This is a genomic window from Shewanella aquimarina (genome assembly GCF_023349185.1).
Classification (GTDB): Bacteria; Pseudomonadota; Gammaproteobacteria; order Enterobacterales; family Shewanellaceae; genus Shewanella; species Shewanella aquimarina.
Map to the genome: position 1 here is coordinate 28,077 of NZ_JAKIKY010000001.1, position 19,218 is coordinate 47,294.

At 54.3% G+C, this 19,218-nt stretch carries 15 protein-coding genes; 2 read left to right on the forward strand and 13 right to left on the reverse strand.

The window, feature by feature from the left end; all coding sequences use genetic code 11:
* Positions 1-62: 62 nt before the first annotated feature.
* Positions 63-734 carry a GntR family transcriptional regulator gene (locus L2731_RS00135; RefSeq protein WP_239851183.1) on the forward strand — a complete coding sequence of 224 codons (672 nt, stop codon included), beginning with the start codon at positions 63-65 and terminating at the stop codon, positions 732-734.
* A 99-nt stretch (positions 735-833) separates the two neighbouring features.
* Entirely contained in the window at positions 834-1,901 is a 1,068-nt protein-coding gene (locus tag L2731_RS00140; protein WP_239851184.1) for a ketoacyl-ACP synthase III, read from the forward strand.
* Between the two features lie 185 nt (positions 1,902-2,086).
* Here L2731_RS00140 and L2731_RS00145 read toward each other — a convergent pair whose 3' ends face one another.
* From L2731_RS00145 to smc, 13 genes are all read right to left on the reverse strand, one after another.
* Positions 2,087-2,674, reverse strand: a complete 588-nt coding sequence (locus L2731_RS00145; RefSeq protein WP_249251241.1) for a lecithin retinol acyltransferase family protein — start codon at positions 2,672-2,674, stop codon at positions 2,087-2,089.
* Positions 2,675-2,818: 144 nt separating this feature from the next.
* On the reverse strand, positions 2,819-3,499 hold the full coding sequence (locus tag L2731_RS00150; RefSeq protein WP_249251243.1) for an exonuclease domain-containing protein: 681 nt from the start codon (positions 3,497-3,499) through the stop codon (positions 2,819-2,821).
* Positions 3,500-5,347: a DUF294 nucleotidyltransferase-like domain-containing protein gene (locus tag L2731_RS00155; RefSeq protein WP_249251245.1), complete on the reverse strand. Its 1,848-nt coding sequence runs from the start codon at positions 5,345-5,347 to the stop codon at positions 3,500-3,502.
* 121 nt (positions 5,348-5,468) lie between these two features.
* Positions 5,469-6,089 carry a class I SAM-dependent methyltransferase gene (locus L2731_RS00160; protein WP_249251246.1) on the reverse strand — a complete coding sequence of 207 codons (621 nt, stop codon included), beginning with the start codon at positions 6,087-6,089 and terminating at the stop codon, positions 5,469-5,471.
* Positions 6,090-6,240: 151 nt separating this feature from the next.
* The gene (locus tag L2731_RS00165) at positions 6,241-7,959 is read right to left on the reverse strand and encodes a sodium:solute symporter family protein (RefSeq protein WP_239851194.1); all 1,719 of its coding nucleotides are present in this window, start codon (positions 7,957-7,959) and stop codon (positions 6,241-6,243) included.
* 11 nt (positions 7,960-7,970) lie between these two features.
* The gene (locus L2731_RS00170; RefSeq protein ID WP_041509501.1) at positions 7,971-8,237 is read right to left on the reverse strand and encodes a DUF4212 domain-containing protein; all 267 of its coding nucleotides are present in this window, start codon (positions 8,235-8,237) and stop codon (positions 7,971-7,973) included.
* Between the two features lie 288 nt (positions 8,238-8,525).
* Positions 8,526-9,158, reverse strand: a complete 633-nt coding sequence (locus tag L2731_RS00175; protein ID WP_249251248.1) for a thiol:disulfide interchange protein DsbA/DsbL — start codon at positions 9,156-9,158, stop codon at positions 8,526-8,528.
* Between the two features lie 80 nt (positions 9,159-9,238).
* On the reverse strand, positions 9,239-10,123 hold the full coding sequence (locus L2731_RS00180) for an SDR family oxidoreductase (protein ID WP_249251250.1): 885 nt from the start codon (positions 10,121-10,123) through the stop codon (positions 9,239-9,241).
* 63 nt (positions 10,124-10,186) lie between these two features.
* On the reverse strand, positions 10,187-11,395 hold the full coding sequence (locus L2731_RS00185) for an HD-GYP domain-containing protein (RefSeq protein WP_415836999.1): 1,209 nt from the start codon (positions 11,393-11,395) through the stop codon (positions 10,187-10,189).
* Positions 11,396-11,883: 488 nt separating this feature from the next.
* Positions 11,884-12,354 carry a DUF2919 domain-containing protein gene (locus L2731_RS00190; RefSeq protein WP_249251253.1) on the reverse strand — a complete coding sequence of 157 codons (471 nt, stop codon included), beginning with the start codon at positions 12,352-12,354 and terminating at the stop codon, positions 11,884-11,886.
* 161 nt (positions 12,355-12,515) lie between these two features.
* Entirely contained in the window at positions 12,516-14,525 is a 2,010-nt protein-coding gene (gene ligA, locus L2731_RS00195) for an NAD-dependent DNA ligase LigA (RefSeq protein ID WP_249251257.1), read from the reverse strand.
* Between the two features lie 68 nt (positions 14,526-14,593).
* Positions 14,594-15,625: a cell division protein ZipA gene (gene zipA, locus L2731_RS00200; protein WP_249251259.1), complete on the reverse strand. Its 1,032-nt coding sequence runs from the start codon at positions 15,623-15,625 to the stop codon at positions 14,594-14,596.
* 23 nt (positions 15,626-15,648) lie between these two features.
* On the reverse strand, positions 15,649-19,086 hold the full coding sequence (gene smc / locus L2731_RS00205; protein ID WP_249251261.1) for a chromosome segregation protein SMC: 3,438 nt from the start codon (positions 19,084-19,086) through the stop codon (positions 15,649-15,651).
* Positions 19,087-19,218: the final 132 nt, after the last annotated feature.

The window sequence follows — 19,218 nt, forward strand, 5'->3', positions numbered from 1 at the left end:
AGTGCTATAAGCGGTAATCTTATGCGGATCACATATAATAACGAAAAGACATTACGGGAACTATGAGCCGAACAACTCCAATCGTTCATAAAACGCGCACCCAGGTCGTGGTGGAAGTCTTAAGAGAGAAAATCCTTTCAGGCGAAATTGCCGCCGGCGAACCTTTACGCCAGAGCGCCTTAGCCGAGGCACTGAACGTCAGTCGCATCCCGGTCAGAGAAGCCCTGCTGCAACTCGAAGCCGAAGGACTCGTAAAGTTTGAAGCCCATAAGGGCGCTACCGCTACCGAATTGTCGGTCGATCAGGTTACCGAGCTGTTTGAGCTAAGAGCCCTTATCGAAACCGATCTGCTTGCCAAGGCGATCCCGAATCTCGATGAGGAGATGCTGGCACAGGCTCAGGGTTACCTGGATGAGCTGGAGGCTGCCTTCCAACAGGAAGACGCCGTGAGCAGCTGGAGCGAACTCAATACCAAGTTCCATTCCTGCCTGTATCAGGCGGCCAATCGTCCTCATACCATGGAAGTGGTACACGGTCTAAATACCAACTGTGATCGCTACATTCGTCTACAGCTGCTGCTGGCAGGCGGCATTCCCAGAGCGGCGCAAGACCACAGAGACTTGCTGACCTATTGTCGCAATCAAGAGATCGACAAGGCCGTCACGCTGCTGAGAGACCATATATTACATGCAGCCAACGCCATACGTGAGCTGGTTGCCCAACAGGTGAGCTAAATCACTGTAGCTTGCTTGACTTATTGCTAGGCTTATTAGATTAGTTTGATAAGGCAGAGCTGATGTACTCTGCCTTTTTATTTTTGAGAGAATATTCAGATGCAGTACGCCACCATTACCGGCTGGGGAAAATGTGTTCCCCCCGCAACGCTTACCAACCATGATCTTGCCACCTTTATCGATACTTCCGATGAATGGATTAAGCCGCGTACTGGGATCAGTCAGCGACACATCAGTCATGTCGACACCTCTGAACTGGCAACCGTCGCCGCCCAGCGCGCACTGGCTGCTGCCGGCATCAAGGGCGAAGAGATAGATCTTATCATTCTGGCCACCGCCAGCCCAGATACGCTGATCCCCAACATAGCCTCTACCGTACAGGCCAACATAGGTGCCAGCTGCGGCGCGTTCGATATCAACGCCGCCTGTAGTGGTTTTCTCTACGGCCTGGGTCTGGCCAGCTCGCAGATCAAGAGCGGTCAGTCGAAGAAAGTCTTGGTGATCGGTGCCGAGCGTCTCTCTTTCTACCTAGACTGGTCACGTCGTGAAACTGCCGTACTTTTCGGTGACGGCGCGGGCGCCGTAGTTGTCGAAGCCACAGATCAGCCAGGGGGCGTGTTGGGCTATGAGCTCAACAACGATCCTGCCGGTCGCGATATCCTTAAGGCGGGCTTTGGTACCGCCATGGACAGATTCAACGCCGCTTCACTGGATTTCTATATCGAATTCAATGGTCAGGAGATCTTTAAGCGCGCCATCGCGGGTATGGGTAAGCTCAGCAACACAGTGCTGGAAAAATGTGGCGTCGACAAAGACGAAGTGGATCTGGTGATCCCACACCAAGCGAACGAGCGCATTATCGATACCCTGATCAACCGCATGAAGATCCCGAAAGAAAAGGCAGTGGTCAACATCGCCAACTACGGCAACACCTCGGCGGCCACTATCCCTATCGCCATCTGTGACGCACTGGAGAAGGGACTGATCAAGCCGAATCAGACCATATTGTCTTGCGCCTTCGGTGCCGGCCTGACCTCTGCGGCAGTGCTATTCAAGTGGGGCGAGCGCGTCACGCCAATCAGCGAGTCTGATGCCGAGCTACCACCTTGCGATAAAACCGGTATCGAACTGGTACAGCGCGCCGTAAATTACTTCTGCGGCGAGTAATCGCTAAACAGAAATAGAAGATGCCGACATGATGTCGGCATTTTTTTGTCCAAAGGTTTATGAATATCCATAGGCCTAACGCAATCGGTCCTGGCCACTGCCCCTAGCTCAATCAGCCCAGGTTCACTCACCTCAAGCATAATCCCCGCTGGCTTAATCGAACCATCTTAATCATGCTCTGGCCGTTAAAGCTTAGGAATAGCCGCCTCATCCCAATAGATGGCCTGGGCGAAATGGCGAGACAGCAGACGGTTAAACTTGTCGAAACTCGAGATGCTCAGCTCCTCGCCGGTGAGACACGACCAGACGAAACGGTGACAGTTATTATCGAAAAGATCATAGTCGCGATACTGATAGAGGGTCTGCTGCGCCCTCGCCAGCACAGATTCACCGATTAATGACCTATGCTGATGGTCACAGGCGACGAAGATACGACTGCCCGTGCGTCCGGCGAGAAAACGCCTCGATGAGACAGGCCGAATAAGCCCGCTGCCGTGAAGCTCTAGCAGGGTGTCATCACCGAGCCAGATCCCGGTATGCTCTATCACCCCAAAGACGAAGCAGCACACCAAGGCGCCAGGCTTAGGCGCCACCTTGACCTCACCAAGATGCAATACGCTGGGCGATAGCGGACTCACCCGCTTATCATCGGCCGCCTTAGGTGCACGGCCCAATCGCCTGTCTAAGGTTAACTGCTTTTGTTTCTGCTTGGCATCGGCGATAAAGGCAGCCCCCAGAGCGGCCCCACCGAGCCAGAGTAAAGGAAGCGCCATGATAATCCTCTCAACCTTAGCTCACCCCTTGTCGGACGCCTAAGATGCTAAACATCCAACATACTGTCTCTATTGAGATAATGGCGAAAACTAGCCAAAGATAAAGGCGCAAAATGTAACCAAGTATATTCTTGCCACACGATATTAGGCCAGCAGCTCGGCAATCTTCACCTTATTTGCGCCGCCCATCGCCGCCACCTGCGCCAGCAAGAGCTCACCGCAGGCGAGCGCATCGATGAGCGCATTATGGGCCGCATACACGGGCAGGCCGTAACGGGCGCGGCTACGACCGAGACGCAGACTTCCCTCTTGCAGATGCTCGTGTTGTCTGAGCAGGCGCCGCTTCTCAAGCTGCAGGGTATCTATGGCAAGCAGGCGCGTCTTCTCCCCTAGAGAGGCCTGCAAGCCAGATTGTAGGAAGGCGAGATCCAGCGGCGCGTGATGGGCCACCAATACTTTGCCTTGGCTCACAGTTAAAAACCAGGCCATCGCCTGCTCGGGCGTCAATGCCGCATCCAGATGTGCATCTAAGATGCCATGTATGGTGGCGCTTTGTCCCACGCTGCCCTCTATCTGCACCAGCTTGTGCTGTGCCTCGCTCAGAATAAGCTGCCCCCGACGAATAGGCACCACGCCGATACTCAAGATCTGATCGAAGTTGGCATCGAGCCCCGTCATCTCGAGATCGATGGCCAGCAGCTCTGCCTCCATAAAAGACTCATCAATAACCGGCATCAACGACTGCAGATACCCCTTGAGCATGGCATCTTTTGCCATCAGGGCTCGCCAACAGAGCTGTGATCTGATCTTAATGCCTGCTAGCATCTAGAAACTCCGGGTAAATTTAAGCTTTAAGCCCGCCTGCGCGTCATGTACCACCTTGAAGGCGTCGCGCAGCTGATGGCGCACCAGGGAGGAGAGCTGTTGTGGCATCAAATAGTTCGTGAGGGGTTGATTATGAGTATATTGAAAACCCTGATTTGACAGGCGCATGTGGGCGATAAACTCATGCGCGTCGGCGAGATTCAGGGCATCTTTGCGATTGATGATGTTCTGCTCCATCAAGAGACGGATGCGTTTGGCGGTATTGACCTCACTGATCCCTGCCGACAGGGCGTAGATTCTAGCGATATCATTGATGAGAGCACTGCCCTTATGCTTAAGATCTATCCCCTTCACCTCCTGGCCGTCGCGCTCCAGAACAAACTTCTTGAAGAAGCCCAGCGGCGGCGACACCTGCAATGCATTGCCCGCCATGCCGGCGAGGAAGATGTCATTATCCTTGGTGGACTCCAGAACCTGCGACTGCAGTCCCTCGAACAGGCTAGATGGCCCATAGACGCAGCGCATATCGAAGAAGATGCTGGCATGCATCAAGGCCTTGGGCTCGGGATGCTCGACCCAGTTGGCAAACTTCTGCTGCCACTGTTCCAGGGTAAGCCGCCACTTAGGGTTCTGCGCCATGATGTCCCCTGGGCAGTAGACATAGCCGCAGCGATCCAGCCCCGCACAGACCGCCTTGGTCAGCGCCTCGAAATAGCCCTGGGCATGCTCATCCATCTCATGGGCCAGCAACAGGCCATTGTCCTGATCCGAGCAGGCCGCCTGATCCTGGCGTCCCTGCGAGCCAAACGCCAGCCAGCAAAATGGCATGGGAGCCTGACCGAGTATCTGCTGATTGAGCACAATAAGGCGACGGGTCAAGGCGTCGGTAACCGAGGTTAGGACCCGGCCTATCTCTTCGGCCCTGGCGTCGGCACTGATCAGGTTTTGCAGCAAGAGCGGGATCTGCTTGGAGACATGGATAAGACTCTCGAGATCCTGCTGACGCTCTATCTCGCCGATCAGCAGCAATGGCTGTGAGCTCTGCCCGCGTAAGATATCTGTACTGGTGATCACCCCGATCGGCTTGCCCTCATCCATGATGGGCAAATGATGAATATTGTGCTGGCTCATCAATAACATGGCCTCGAATACCAGGGCATTGGCACTCAGGGTGGTCGGATTCACCGTCATCGCCTGATGCACAGGCAGGCTGCCATCGAGAGACTCGGCCAACACACGATTGCGCAGATCCCTGTCGGTCAAAATTCCGGCCAGCTTATGGTTATCGATAATGAGCACTGAGGAGACCCTGTTATCCCGCATCAGGCGGGCGGCGTCGCTGACACTGGCATTGATATCCAGACACAGGGGCTGCTTGGACATCAGGCTGCTGACCCTGTTGGTCGAGCCAAGCTCCTTGGCCTTGAAGCGCCCCTGGTGGCGCAGACGCTTGGCAAAGGCGCGGTTGAAGAAGCGGTCGAACTCGCGGCTCTCGCTTCTCAGTTGATTAAAGGTTTCCGGGTCCAGGTGGTACACCAGGCCATCTTCGAGGATCTGAACCCGGTTACTCACCATCTCACCGGAGAGCAGCGAGGGAAAACCGAAGAAATCGCCGTCACCGAGACGGTCAATGAGATCGCCATCTTCGCCGCGCACCTCGAAGGCACCGCTGCGGACGATATAGAGCTGGGGGTTGTCGGCATCCAGCGGGACATAGACAGAGGAGCGACTGTAATAGCCGACGCTCAGCGCGCGGCAGCATCGCTCCAAGGTCTTCTCAGATAAGCTGTCAAACGGCGTCAGCTGGCCTAAAAATTGGGTAATAGGTTGCAGTTCGCTCGCGTCCATGATCTCCCTCTTACGCTATGGTCGGCATCTCGCCCTGGACTCTCGCCAAGCATCGGCCGTTTTATTCACTATAGCCTTAACAAACAAACTCTTGCTATACGACTAAAGGCCAGCTAAGGGCTTAACGACGCCTGGCGATGATAAAGAGATCCACATCCCCCCGCTCCGGATAGTCCTGGCGGTGACAGCTTTGCAGCTCAAATCCGGCCATATTTAAGATATGGGTGAGTCGTTCGCCGCAGTGATAATAGATAAAGGCCTGATCGCCGCTACTGGAGGTCTGCAGCTTTGAGGCGGCATAATCGCCCTCCATGGTGCTCAAATAGAGCAGGCCGCCAGGCTTAAGCCGCTTCGCCATTGCCTCGATCAAGGCCTTCGCCTCGTGTTTGTCCAGGTAAGGCAGGCAAAATCCACACACTATGGCATCAAACATCTGAGACAAGCTATCGATTGCCATACAGTCCATTACCTCAAACTGGGCGGTGGGATTATTCTCTCTTGCCAGGCTCACCATCTGAGGGGCTAGGTCTGTGCCTAAGTAATCGAGCTGAGGACGACGCGCCAACAGATAACGGGCGATGTTACCCGGCCCGCAGGCCAGCTCCAATACCCTATCCCGCTCACCGAGTAACTCGCTAAACTGATCATAGGTGGGCTCATAGAGCGGCATCTGCATATATTTGTCCTGATACTGGCGCGCCAGCTTATTGAATGTCGCCACAGAGATTTGATAGTTACTCACACCGACTCCCGCTCACCTTGGTTAATCATCCTTTCACAGAGACTGCCAGATAAGCACTCGCTAAATCAATTAGATATAAAATAAAAAAAGGGAGCGCACTGCGCTCCCTAGGTCGATACTCATAACAATTAGTCGCTAATCATTCCATCGATTAATGGTCGTGGGCCTCGCCGGCTCCCTTAGGGAAGCGGATAGACTCCACCATATCCACTACATTCTGTGGCACCGCAGCGGTCACCTTGCTGACGATGAAGGCCACACCGAAGTTAACTAGCATACCCAGCATGCCTATGCCTTCAGGAGAGATACCAAACAACCAGTTGGCCGCGTTGTTATCGGCAGGGTTCACAAACTTGAAGTAGATGATGTAGCTGGCCGAGAACAGCAGACCGATCACCATACCGGCGATGGCGCCCTCTTTATTCATGGTGCGAGAGAAGATGCCCATGATGATCGCCGGGAAGAGTGACGATGCCGCCAAGCCGAAGGCGATTGCCACCACCGCTGCCACGAATCCTGGAGGGTTAATACCGAAGTAACCCGCCATGACGATACCCAGCGCCGCGGCGATACGGGCATAGAGCAGCTCCTGTTTGTCCGAGATATCCGGCATGAAGTTCTTCTTCAACAGGTCGTGTGAAACCGATGTAGAGATCACCAGTAGCAGACCCGCAGAGGTTGACAGCGCCGCCGCCAGACCACCGGCAGCCACCAAAGCGATTACCCAGGCTGGAAGATTGGCGATCTCAGGGGTAGCCAGTACCATGATGTCGCGGTCGATCTTCATCTCGTTGGTTTCACCCTTGGCATAGTAGATCTTGCCATCGCTGTTCTTGTCGTCCCACTTGATAAGACCTGTCTTCTCCCAGTTCTTGATCCAATCTGGCGCCGTTTCATAGGCCACACCTGTAGACTCAGGGCCGTTGATGGTCTCAATCATGTTCACACGAGAGAAGGCGGCCAGCGCAGGAATGGTGGTATACATGATGGCGATAAACACCAATGCCCAACCCGCTGACACACGCGCATCTTTCACCTTAGGTACGGTGAAGAAGCGAACGATCACGTGTGGCAGGCCCGCAGTACCAAACATCAGTGCGCCCGTGATAAAGAAGACGTCGATCATCCCCTTAGAGCCCTCGGTATACTGAGAGAAACCAAGCTGTGCCGACAGACCATCGAGTTTTTCAAGCAGATATGTGCCTGTACCGTTGCCAGCCGCGTCGACCAACTCGGCGCCAAAACCTAACTGAGGTAGGATATGACCCGTCATCATCACAGAGATGAAGATAGCCGGAACCATGAAGGCGAAGATCAATACGCAGTACTGAGCCACCTGGGTATAAGTGATCCCTTTCATGCCGCCGAGTACGGCGTAGAAGAAGACCACGGCCATACCGATATAAACACCGGTATCGACGTCCACTTCCAAGAAGCGCGAGAATACCACGCCCACGCCACGCATCTGACCTGCAATATAGGTGAAACAGATGAAGATGGCACAGACCACCGCAACGGTACGGGCCGCCTGAGAGTAGTAACGATCGCCGATAAAGTCGGGCACGGTAAACTTGCCAAACTTACGCAGGTAAGGTGCCATACAGAGCGCCAAGAGCACATAGCCCCCGGTCCAGCCCATCAGGTAAACGGAACCATCGTAACCAACGAAGGAAACGATACCCGCCAGGGAGATGAAAGAGGCTGCCGACATCCAGTCAGCCGCGGTGGCCATACCGTTCATCACAGGGTGTACACCACCACCGGCAACATAGAACTCTTTCGTTGAACCGGCGCGAGACCAGATCGCAATGCCAATATAGAGGGCAAAGGTCAGGCCCACTATCAAATAAGTTAACGTTTGAACATCCATCTCATTGCTCCTTAGTCTTCATGAACATTGTATTTTTTGTCTAGCGCATTGGCTTTCGCCACGTAGACAAAAATCAGTGCAACGAATACATACATGGCCCCCTGCTGTGCAAACCAGAAGCCCAGCTTAAAGCCCATGAAATGGATCTCATTGAGTACATCGACCAGTAAAATACCGCAGCCAAATGATACTGCAGCCCAAATTGATAGCAGTCCGAGCACTAGACGTAAATTTTCACGCCAGTAACCTTCTGCCTTTTCGTTATTTTCAAAAGCCATTGCGACTCCCCTGTGCTGATTATTATTAAGTCATGAATTAATCTAGCAAGCGCAGTCTTTAGGACAATCGCGACTTTGGTCTAACGCCAGCGTCAACCTTTAGGCGAATTTGCACATTTTCTTTACAAAACAAGAGGATCAAAGTTGACGCCAGCGTAAACCTATAATTTTCATAGGCTTGCAAACTAGACTAAGGTCGAACAAAAATGTTAACGGAATGTACAAAAAAGCCGCCAGGAGGCGGCTTGAGGGATTAAAGGAGCTTTCCTACCGGGAGGCAAAAACGCGCTATTCCAGCGTCGATAGATAGGCGAGCAGGTCCGCCAGCTCCTCTGCACTGCGCTGCTTATTGCTTACCAGATATTTGCCGTTTACCAGTAAAGAAGGCACGCCGCGGATCCCTGATAGTTGCGCCTGGGTATCATAATCGGCAATGGCTAACTTGTTATCCACAGATGCCAGCGCCTTGTCTATCTCAGTCTTTGGCAGGCCTTGCTCAACGAAGAACTGACTCAGCTCCTCCTGGCGCTTAAAGGCGCCATCGCCCTCGTGGATCCGCTTAAACAGATTGCCATGGGCCTGTTCGGTGACATGAAACTTCTTCGCCAGATAATAGGCCTCCTGGCTCAGCTGCCAGGCCGCGCGGCCGCCCGCCACCGGCGTGCGCTCAAATGCCAGCTTATCCCCCATCTCCGCCTTTAACTTGGCCACGGCCGAACTGATCAAGCCATCCTGGCGATAACAGTGGGGGCAGTTGTAGGAGAAGAACTCACGCACCACGGGCTGGTTCACCTCGGGGATCCCGGCCACCTTCACATAATCGACCCCTTCGACATACTTAGCCTGGGCACTCACCTGAAACGCGGCCAGGACGACGAACAACAGGCTTATATAACGACATAGATTCATGACTCTTTTCATAACCAACTCTTCTTATTATTGAAAAATGTTTCTTCCTCTAGCTCATCAAAGCTTAGGCCTAATTTAGGTTTAGTTAGACATTAGCAATGCGCCAACATGGCCAAAGGATCCGTAAACTGATACTGATAGTTTAGCTCCTGCGTGATAAGGCCTCCATCGACACGCTTATCGTCAACCGAGTCCCCCTCGACAAAGCTTGGTGGCGTGAGCCCCAACTGAGTCGCCGCCAATCGATAAAATTCCGCCTTGGTGGGATGCAGCGGCGCGCAGAGATTATAGGCAGGCGATAAAGGCCCCTGTGCTTTAAGCAGCGCAACTACGGCGCCTATACAGTCATCGAGATGCACCATATTCACCGCCAGGTTACCACCAGGCACATCCTCTCTTCCTGCCAGGAAGCGCCCTGGATGCCGTTTAGGACCTATGAGACCGGCAAAACGCAGGACGACGCAGTGACTCGCAGCTTGCTTGCCGTCAACACTGTTATCTGCCGACAAGAGCGCCTCATCTACCGAAAAAAGCGCTTCGGCCGCCAGCAGAGTCTCACTCGCCGGGCTGTGGGCCTTGGCATCGCGCTCGGTGCAATCACCACCAGAAGGATAAACGCCTGTGGTGCTGATGAAGATGATGCGCTGATATTCGTGGCTCCCCATTAAGGCCTTGAGGCGCTTTAGGCGCTTGAGATAACCATTATCGCCACGACGCAGCCCGGGAGGAATGTTGATCACTATGGCATCGCACTCGAGGCCACGGGTTATCGCTTCACTGTCTTTATCGCAGAGGGTGTCACTATCACTTAATTGCTCGAGATCCAGCGCAAAGCCGGCAATCCCATCGGCAGATAGCGCCTTCGCATCCTCTTGGGCCCGTTTCGAACCTGTGACCTTAAAGCCTTCGGCCACTAATGCCTTGGCGAGAGGCAGACCAAACCAGCCGCAGCCGACGACGGCAACAGAAGTTATCATCTTGAATGCTCTAAATTAAAATATTTTGACTTGAAACCTGACTTCTAAAATAACGCAACGGGACTATGGGGTGCCAGCAAAATAAAAACTAATTCCACTGTCGGCCTGTAACACGCGCATTGCACCTTCGGTTAATTCTTCAAGCTTTAGCACGCTATCGACAAACACCTCCTCCTGACTGAGGAAACGCAGGCCGGGCTCGCTGCCGTCGGGATGACAGGCCCACACCTGAGGCTGTTTCACCGATTGAGTGGTGACCATCACCTTGCCAACATCACCATCGCTGAGACGCACCAGAGTGCCCGGCGGATAGATCCCCAGCAATTTAACCAACACGGCGATCAGCGTCTCCGAATGTTTCCCCGCATGATTCTTAAACAGATAACCCAGGGCTATCTGAGGCGAGCGGCTCTCCTCGGCCCACAGCTGACCGTCATAATCGTTCGCCAAGCTCACCAGCTGGGTGGTGATGGGGATCTTCTTCTCTGTCAGGCCGTCGGGAAAGCCCGAGCCATCGATAAACTCGTGATGGTGCAGGACAATACTGAGCACCGCCTTATTAAACAGGCCCGTCTTGTTGAGCATCTCATAGCCAAAGTTGGGGTGCATCTTGAGGAAATTGGCTTCTGAGGCCGTTAACGGTGTCTTCTTACGGCGGATAGACTCGGGCACCTTGAGCTTTCCTATGTCGTGGAACAGGCAGCCCAGGGCGATGTCGCGCATATCCGATTTGGGCAGCTCCATGGCCCTGGCGATCATCAGCGCCAATACCGCCACCGAGATGCCATGCTGCGTCACGCTGTTATCACTCTCACCTGCGGTCACCAGGGCAAGATGCGTCTGCTTGTACTCAAACATATGCTCTATGAGCGACTCCACCAAAGAGGCCGCCTCACGATAGGCGCCCTCGGGATCGCTGGCCACCTTGCTGAAGGTCGAGCGGCACTCGTTGACACAGTCGATGAAACGCTTCTGACTCAGACGCAGTGATTTACGCACATTGCGTTTGGCTTCGGCAATGGGATCCACTACCTCTTCGGCCTTGACCGCCTGCTCGTCCGTTTCGGTGCTCTCTTCCGCCAGCAACTCTTCGCCTGAAACGAGAAGCACATAAGGCACGCCGAGACTCTTAATCAGCTCTATCTGCGCCTCTTCTTCAATCTTGATACGGTTAAAAAGGAAAGGATGGTTTTTCCAAGACAAGGGTAATTTAACAGTGATGCCTGTTTGTAACTTTGACAGGGGTAATTGTATCGGCTCAGCTCTGGCCACTCGAAGCAACTCCATTGATTTTCCCCATACCCATTGGGTCCCCGCGACCAGATGTGGATGCGAGATAATCCCCTAAGAATATGAAAAGCAACCTAACTTTAATAACATAACTATAGTCAATAGCAACTCAATTTGTACAATCTGTCATTAAATTGACCACTTACGCACAAATTGACGACAAAGCCCCCTAGGGGCGAGTCACTATTGGTTATAAGATATGCAAAAGTTCGAAGCCAATTTTCACAATCAGATATTGTATACAATATTCAAATGGTGTTAGTATGGCTCTGTTCTTTGAAGATACATAGCAACCCCGGATTATGTTTCTTTAAAGAGTGTTGCTGTCAATTGTCCTTAATATAGGTCTTGTGAATTTGTTGTTTTTCACATTGATTTATAAGGTATTTTGTAACATTCCAATATCTTGAGACTGAATTTTCATTCAAAGAGATATGCTTAGCGCTGCATCTTGCAGCGCTTTTTTTTTACTAATCTACCTGGTTGCGCCAATCTTGCAGGTAGTACTTGAGGTGCTTCGACTTGCCAATATAGAGCAGGCTCCAGAAGAGAAATAGCGCGTCCAGGCCGAAACTCCAGCTATAAAGAAAATGGTTGTGAATGAGGCGCTGAATCAAGAGACCGGCATCTACCATCAAAAGCGCAATCAGCAGAGGTTTAAGTTGATTAAAGGCGGGTCTTAACCAGAGTGGAGCGCGTTTGCGCTCGGCGATCACTAAGCCATAGAGAAATAAGCCACCGACGCCTGCGGCCAAGGCCATCAAGAAGTCAGACTTTTGCGGATAGATGAGGGCGACCAAACCGGCTCGATCGCTGGCCTGGGTCAGGGAGGCGATAAACACGCACCATCCCCGCGCGATAAAGGCCAGCATCAGGTACAACATGAGCGGCGGCTTAAAGTGTCCCTTATCGTCTAACCAATTAATATGTCCAAAATTCAACGGCGTTCTCCCTCCCCTATTTCTCTCTATATGGTGATGATGTAGAGGATTTCAACAACCATTAACAAAAAACGGCCATGTGAGATAAAAAAAGCGCCATCTATCGATGGCGCTCCCATAGGCTTTAACCTTGATTTACTCAGCTAATTCACGCATCCAGTTTAGGCGCCGAGAATAGCCAAGAGCTCGGCTTCATCGATCACCTTGACCCCAAGCTCTTGCGCCTTGGTCAATTTAGAACCAGCGGCCTCACCGGCGACCAAGCAGTCTGTGTTCTTCGAGACGCTGCCGGCCACCTTGGCCCCAAGCACCTGTAACTTGGCCTTGGCATCGTTACGGTTCAGCTGAGTCAGGGTACCGGTCAGCACCCAGGTCTGCCCCTTCAGCGACAGACTCTCCTCGGCCACCTCTTCGATATCGGGCCAATTTACTCCGGCCTGAAGCAGGCCGTCTATCACCTCGAGGTTATGAGGCTGCTCGAAGAAGTGCACCAGGTGCTGGGCGACAATCACCCCGACATCATCTACCTTCATAAAGGTCTCTGCATCCGCCTGCTTAAGTTTCTCAAGCGTCTTGAAATGGTTCGCCAGGTTTGCCGCTGTGGCTTCGCCAACCTCGCGGATCCCAAGAGAATAGAGGAAGCGCGCAAAAGTGGTTTGCTTGGCCGCTTCCAGGGCGTTAACCAGGTTAGTGGCCGACTTCATCCCCATGCGGTCCAGCATAGTGATCGCCGACGCGGTGAGCTTAAACAGATCCGCGGGGCTGGCCACCAGCTCCTTGTCGATCAGCTGCTCGACCACCTTGTCACCCATACCATCGATATCTAGCGCCTTGCGTGAGGCGAAGTGCTTGATCGCCTCCTTACGCTGGGCCTCGCAATAGAGACCGCCGGTACAACGGGCGACCGCCTCTCCCTCGACACGCTCCACATCACTGCCGCACACGGGACATTGCGGCGGGAAGGCGATCGCTTGGGCATCACTCGGGCGCTTCTCGGGCACCACGGCGACAATCTGGGGGATCACATCGCCGGCGCGGCGGATGATCACGCTGTCGCCAATCATCACCCCGAGGCGGGCAATTTCATCGGCATTATGCAAGGTGGCGTTAGAGACGGTGACGCCGCCGACAAAGACAGGTTGCAGGCGCGCAACAGGGGTCACGGCGCCGGTGCGTCCCACCTGGAAGTCCACCCCTTCGAGCAGGGTGATCTCCTCCTGGGCCGGAAACTTATAGGCCGTCGCCCAGCGAGGCGCCTTGGCCACAAAGCCCAAGCTTTGTTGCTGGGCGATATCGTTCACCTTAAGCACCACACCGTCTATCTCATAGGCCAGGTCGCCGCGGCGAGTCAGGATATCCTGATAATAGGCCAGCACGCTGGCGGTATCGGCGCACACCTTAACTTCGCTGCTCACCGGGCAGCCCCACTCCTTAAGCTGCATCAACTGCTCGAAATGGCTGCCTGCCAGCGGCCAGGTCTCTGGCTCCACCACACCCAAGGCGTAGGCATAGAATGCCAAGGAGCGACTGGCGGTGATCTTGCTGTCTAGCTGACGCAGGCTACCGGCGGCGGCATTACGCGGATTGACGAAGAGTTTCTCGCCGCGGGCACGGGCCTTATCGTTAACCGCTTCAAAGGCCGCCTTAGGCATGAAGACCTCGCCGCGCACCTCAAGCAGTGGCGGGAAACCGCTGCCCCTAAGTTTCAGGGGCACAGATTTAATGGTGCGGACGTTCTCGGTAATATCCTCACCGACCGTGCCGTCGCCACGAGTAGCGGCGCGCTCGAACACACCATCACGATAGAGAATACTCACCGCCAAGCCGTCTAACTTGGGCTCACAGCAAAATGCAGGCGCCTCGGGCAGCTTGTCGCCGACGCGCTTGTAGAAGGCATTAAACTCCTCTTCGCTAAAGACGTTATCCAGGCTCAACATGGGCTTGAGATGAGTCACCTGAGTGAACTTGCTCAGGGCCTCGCCGCCCACTCTCTGGGTTGGCGAGTCAATCAGCGCCAGCTCCGGATGCTCAGCTTCTAGCGCCTGTAGGCGACGCATGAGGCGATCATATTCGGCGTCGGGGATCGAAGGCGCATCATCGACATAGTAGCGATAGTTGTGCTGATTGAGCTCGTCGGTTAACTGTTTAATCTCATCTTGTATGGCTTGCATGGTTTCTTATCCAGTTTAAGCAACAGAGGCCGCTGATGCGGCCTCTATCTTGAATATCCGATTAGGTATCACATCTGCGCGCGAATGCGCTGCAGGTAAGACTGTTTAGTCTGCTCGCTCCAGGCGCCGCGACCACCGTCGAGCACTTCACCGCCGAGATCGTCGGCAAGCTGATGGGCCGAATTAAGCATGATGGAGAAATTCATCAGCGGGTCGCCATAGCAAGGCAGTGTCATAAACAGCACTATGCCCTGAGTGGTAAACTGCTCCATCTCATCTGGGTTGAATACCCCAGGTTTAACCATGTTAGCCAATGAAAACAGCACCTTACCAGTCCCAGCGTTATCCTCATGACGATGGAAGATATCCATTTCACCAAACTTGAAGTTTAGGGTCAGCAGGCTTGGCAATAACTCGGCGCCGTTGAGGGCCTCACCCTCTTTGGCCACCACGTGCAGCACAAGTACATCCTGTGGCTCGCCCAGAGGTGCCTCTTCGGCTACTTGTGGCTCTGGCTTAGACTCAACTTGCTGTGGTTCAACAGGCTGTGCTTGGGTTGGTTGTGCTTGGGTCGCTTGGGCTGGCTGCGCCGCGTCGACCTGAGGCGCCGGGCGCACTGGCTCCTGCTTGCGCTCGGTGACAGGATCTTCAAACAGCGAGGGCTGCGCCGGCGCCTGACCAAGGCCTAATTCCATCTGCTCAAGTTGGGCATCAGCAACCTCCTCGCCCGGAGTCGCCGACAATACCGGCTCTTGACGCGAACGGGGCGCCTTCTGCTTAGGCTCATCCGACAGAGAGAAGCTCTGTGAAGCCTCTTCAGCCTCGCGCTCTTGTGCCCGCGCACCGGCTGGTGTGGCACGACTGCTAGAGGTGGCCTTGGGAATACCTTGCTCTGCGTTGTTTTTAACGACTCTTACAGGGCCAACGCCATCGGCGTCGAAACCGTCACTGTCACGTGTCTTGTCTGTGTATAGCCCAGTCATGGGTGATTCTTTTAATGATTTAGGTTGCTGCCGCCTAATGGACCAAAAACCATGCACAAGTACCGCGATAATGGCTACCGCGCCTAACACGAACAATACCAGTTGCAAATTTTCCATTGATTACCCTGTTCTTCCCAAAATTATACTGCGTCGGCTAAAGCCACCGCCTCATCGATATCGACGGCAACTATGCGTGAAACCCCTGGCTCATGCATAGTGACACCTATTAGTTGATCGGCCAATTCCATGGTGATCTTATTGTGACTAATATAAACAAATTGCACGCTCTGAGACATCTCTTTCACCAGACGGCAGAACCTGTCGACATTGGCATCATCGAGCGGTGCATCGACCTCATCCAGCATACAAAACGGCGCGGGATTCAGCCTAAAAATCGCAAATACCAATGATAAAGCGGTTAATGCTTTTTCTCCACCCGAAAGCAGGTGAATCGTACTATTCTTTTTACCCGGCGGTCTGGCCATGATGGTGACCCCCGTCTCCAGCAGATCGTCATCGGTCAGTGCCAGATAGGCGCTGCCGCCGCCAAACACCTTAGGGAAGAGCACGCCGAGATCTTGGTTAACCTTATCGAAGGTCTCCTTAAATCGCGTCTTGGTTTCCCGGTCGATCTTGCGAATCGCCTCCTCCAGGCTGCCGAGCGCCTTGGCCAAATCCGCATCTTGACTGTCGAGATAGGCCTTGCGTTGACTCTGCTGCTCGAACTCTTCAATGGCCGCAAGGTTAATCGCGCCCAGATGTTCAATCTGCGCCCGGGTGCGCTCCAGCGCCTTCTGACGATGGCTTAGGCTGACACTCAAATCCAGCGACTGCTGCACCTGAGCAATCTCCACCTCTTGGCTATTAAGCTGTGCTAACTGACTGTCAATTTGACCTTTTATCCCTTCGCGACGTAACTTTAACGCGCTGATGGCTTGAGTCAAGTGCTCTAACTTGCCAAGTTGTTGTTTTTGCTTGGCACCTATCTCGTCTGCTTGATTTTGCAGCTCTGCCTGCTGAAGGCGAAGCACATCGAGCCTCGCCTGCACCTCGGCCTGACGTGCCAGGGCTTGATTGAGCTGGGTAGCCATGGCATCGGCCTGGCGCTTACCATCGGACTTATCCTGCCCCTCGAGTTGCTCCTGCAACTGAGTTAATTCCTGACGCAGATCGCTCATCTGCCTATCGAGCTGCTCTCCCTGTTGGCGGCTAAGTGCCTGCTCGGTATTGATCGCCTGCAGCGACTGCTGTAGCTGCTGGGACTGCTGCGCCAAGGCCTGACGCTCGCGACCAAGATCCTTATGCTGGGCACGGCGATCGGCGAGGTCGGTCACCTTGCCGTCGGCGGCGCGCTTAAGCTCAACCAGCTGCGCCTCATCCTGGTCGCGGCGACTGGTGAGCTCACCTAGGCTCTGCTCCAAAGTCTCTATCTCGCCGCACTGTTCGTCGAGCTGCCCCCTTAGCCTGGTTTGCTGCTCGCTTTGCTGGGCGATGCGGGCCTGGGTCGCCTGGGCCTGCGCCATCAAGCGTTCACGCTCAAGCTGCGTCCCCTGCAGGCTAACATTAAGCTGAGCCAAGGCCTCGCGGCGCTCATCCAGGGCTAGATTAAGATCAGCGAGCACCGCCTTGCGCTCATCTATCGCCTCGACGCTGGCCTCTATGCTACTCGCAAGCGCCTGCTGCTCGGCCTTGAGCTGCACCAGCTGACTGCCCTGCTCTGCCTTTTGCAGCACAAAGCCTTTACCCACTATGTAGCCATCGGCGGTCACTATGCGCTCGTCATCTTCGAGTGATCCCAGCTGCGCCTTGGCCTGGCTCAGGCTATCGACCCAGGTGAGTCTCGACAGCCAGGGAGACAGGTTGGCCTCGCTGCTCAGCCCCGTCCACTGCTGCGGCTCGCATAACTGAAAACCACTCGCTAAGCCTGTAGCATTGGCGGTTTCATCCTCAACCAGCTTGTCGCTGACCCTTTGGGTAAGCAGACCATCGAGCAGCAGGTCGACCGCCGCTTCCCAGCCGGGCGAGACCTGAATAGCCTGCCAGAGGGCACGCCCCTGTAGTGCGTCTTCCTTAGGCAAGATGCGCTCGACCACCGCCAGTCGGCCTCGCTCCTCGGCCAGGGACTGCGACAAGGCATCGACCTGTGTCTGGGTCTGACGTGCCTGCTCCTGCAGCTGAGACTGAGCGCCGGCGCCCTGGTCAATTTCTCCCTTAAGCTCATCGACTCGCAGGGCTAATCGTTCACTCTGGGCATTTTGCAGCGCTAGATTGGCCGTCTCATCCTGATGGGATAACTGCTCTAGCTGCTGGGCGGCGCGCTGATGTTGAGCACTTAGTTGAGTAAGGGCGCTCTGCTTATGTTTCAGCTCACCCTTGGTGAGTTCGAGGCGCAGCTGACATTGATTGACCGCCTGCTTGGCCTGGATATCGGCCTCCTGCGCCTGCTCAAGCGAGAGCTCAACCTCGCCGAGCTGCTCGTCGAGTATTTCAATCTGCAATTGCAACGCCTGATGCGCTTGCTGGGCGCTACTGTTACGCTCGTTAAGATCTTCACAGGTCAAGGTGAGCGCCTGATGTTGGGCTTGCAGCAGCGCCAGCTTGTCCTTGTCCTGGGCGATACGCTGCTTGAGGTGCGCGTCTTGTTGCTGGCGGTGCTTCACCTCCTGCTCGAGCTTGGCGATCTGATTGCCATTGAGGTAGAAGGCCTCGACCTGTTGCTGCTCCTGACGCTCTAATTCATCGAGTTTCAGTTTGAGTTCGGTCAGGGTGCGCGACAGGGCCTCACGTCCGGCGTCACCCTCACTCTGAGTGAGCGTCTTTGCCTCTATCTCCTGAGACAAGTTGTCATGCTGGGCCGTGAGTTCAAGGTATTTGGCCACCTCGAGCTGCGCCTGCTGTTCCCGCTCTGTCTGTTTCAATGCCCGGTATTGACGCGCGGCCTCGGCCTGCTCGGCCAGTTTGTCGATCTGGCGACCAAGCTCCTGACGGATATCCCCTAAACGTTCGAGATTCTCGCGAGTATGCCGGATGCGATTTTCCGTCTCACGGCGTCGCTCCTTATAGCGGGAGATCCCCGCCGCCTCTTCGATAAAGACTCTCAGTTCCTGAGGCTTGGACTCGATAAGGCGGGAGATGGTGCCCTGTTCTATGATGGCGTAGCTGCGCGGGCCAAGGCCCGTGCCCATGAAGAGATCGGTAATGTCCTTGCGGCGACACTTCTGCCCGTTGAGAAAGTAGCTGGATTCACCGTCCCGGCTCACCTGACGTTTGACGGCAATCGCCTGATAGCCGGCATACTGACCGCCCAGACGCCCCTGCTGGTTGTCGAAGCTCAGCTCGACGCTGGCGACTGAGACAGGGCGTCTGGCCGAGGAGCCGTTAAAGATAACGTCAGCCATGGAGTCGCCACGCAGATGTTTGGCCGAGCTTTCACCCAGCACCCAGCGCACGGCATCGATGACATTGGACTTACCACAGCCATTTGGCCCAATAATGGCCGTAAGCGGTTGGTTAAAAGGGATTTTAGTGACATCGACAAACGACTTAAATCCAGCAAGTTTTATCTGTGTGAGTCTCATTGTGCCAGTTTGGTCGTCTTCAGGAGGGCGCGCTTTGCATCGCTGTTATTATTGCTTGTCACTTTATCAAAGCATGCCGCATTTTGTAACGTTTTTTCTGCCCGCCGACGTGATTTCACCCTTGTTTTTACA

Excerpts from the sequence above, each read along its gene's own strand:
- ligA (WP_249251257.1), bottom strand. The coding sequence starts at position 14,525 with ATGCAAGCCATACAAGATGAGATTAAACAGTTAACCGACGAGCTCAAT.
- smc (WP_249251261.1), bottom strand. The coding sequence starts at position 19,086 with ATGAGACTCACACAGATAAAACTTGCTGGATTTAAGTCGTTTGTCGAT.
- L2731_RS00165 (WP_239851194.1), bottom strand. The coding sequence starts at position 7,959 with ATGGATGTTCAAACGTTAACTTATTTGATAGTGGGCCTGACCTTTGCC.
- L2731_RS00140 (WP_239851184.1), top strand. The coding sequence starts at position 834 with ATGCAGTACGCCACCATTACCGGCTGGGGAAAATGTGTTCCCCCCGCA.
- zipA (WP_249251259.1), bottom strand. The coding sequence starts at position 15,625 with ATGGAAAATTTGCAACTGGTATTGTTCGTGTTAGGCGCGGTAGCCATT.
- L2731_RS00180 (WP_249251250.1), bottom strand. The coding sequence starts at position 10,123 with ATGATAACTTCTGTTGCCGTCGTCGGCTGCGGCTGGTTTGGTCTGCCT.
- L2731_RS00175 (WP_249251248.1), bottom strand. The coding sequence starts at position 9,158 with ATGAAAAGAGTCATGAATCTATGTCGTTATATAAGCCTGTTGTTCGTC.
- L2731_RS00135 (WP_239851183.1), top strand. The coding sequence starts at position 63 with ATGAGCCGAACAACTCCAATCGTTCATAAAACGCGCACCCAGGTCGTG.
- L2731_RS00155 (WP_249251245.1), bottom strand. The coding sequence starts at position 5,347 with ATGGACGCGAGCGAACTGCAACCTATTACCCAATTTTTAGGCCAGCTG.
- L2731_RS00170 (WP_041509501.1), bottom strand. The coding sequence starts at position 8,237 with ATGGCTTTTGAAAATAACGAAAAGGCAGAAGGTTACTGGCGTGAAAAT.
- L2731_RS00150 (WP_249251243.1), bottom strand. The coding sequence starts at position 3,499 with ATGCTAGCAGGCATTAAGATCAGATCACAGCTCTGTTGGCGAGCCCTG.
- L2731_RS00145 (WP_249251241.1), bottom strand. The coding sequence starts at position 2,674 with ATGGCGCTTCCTTTACTCTGGCTCGGTGGGGCCGCTCTGGGGGCTGCC.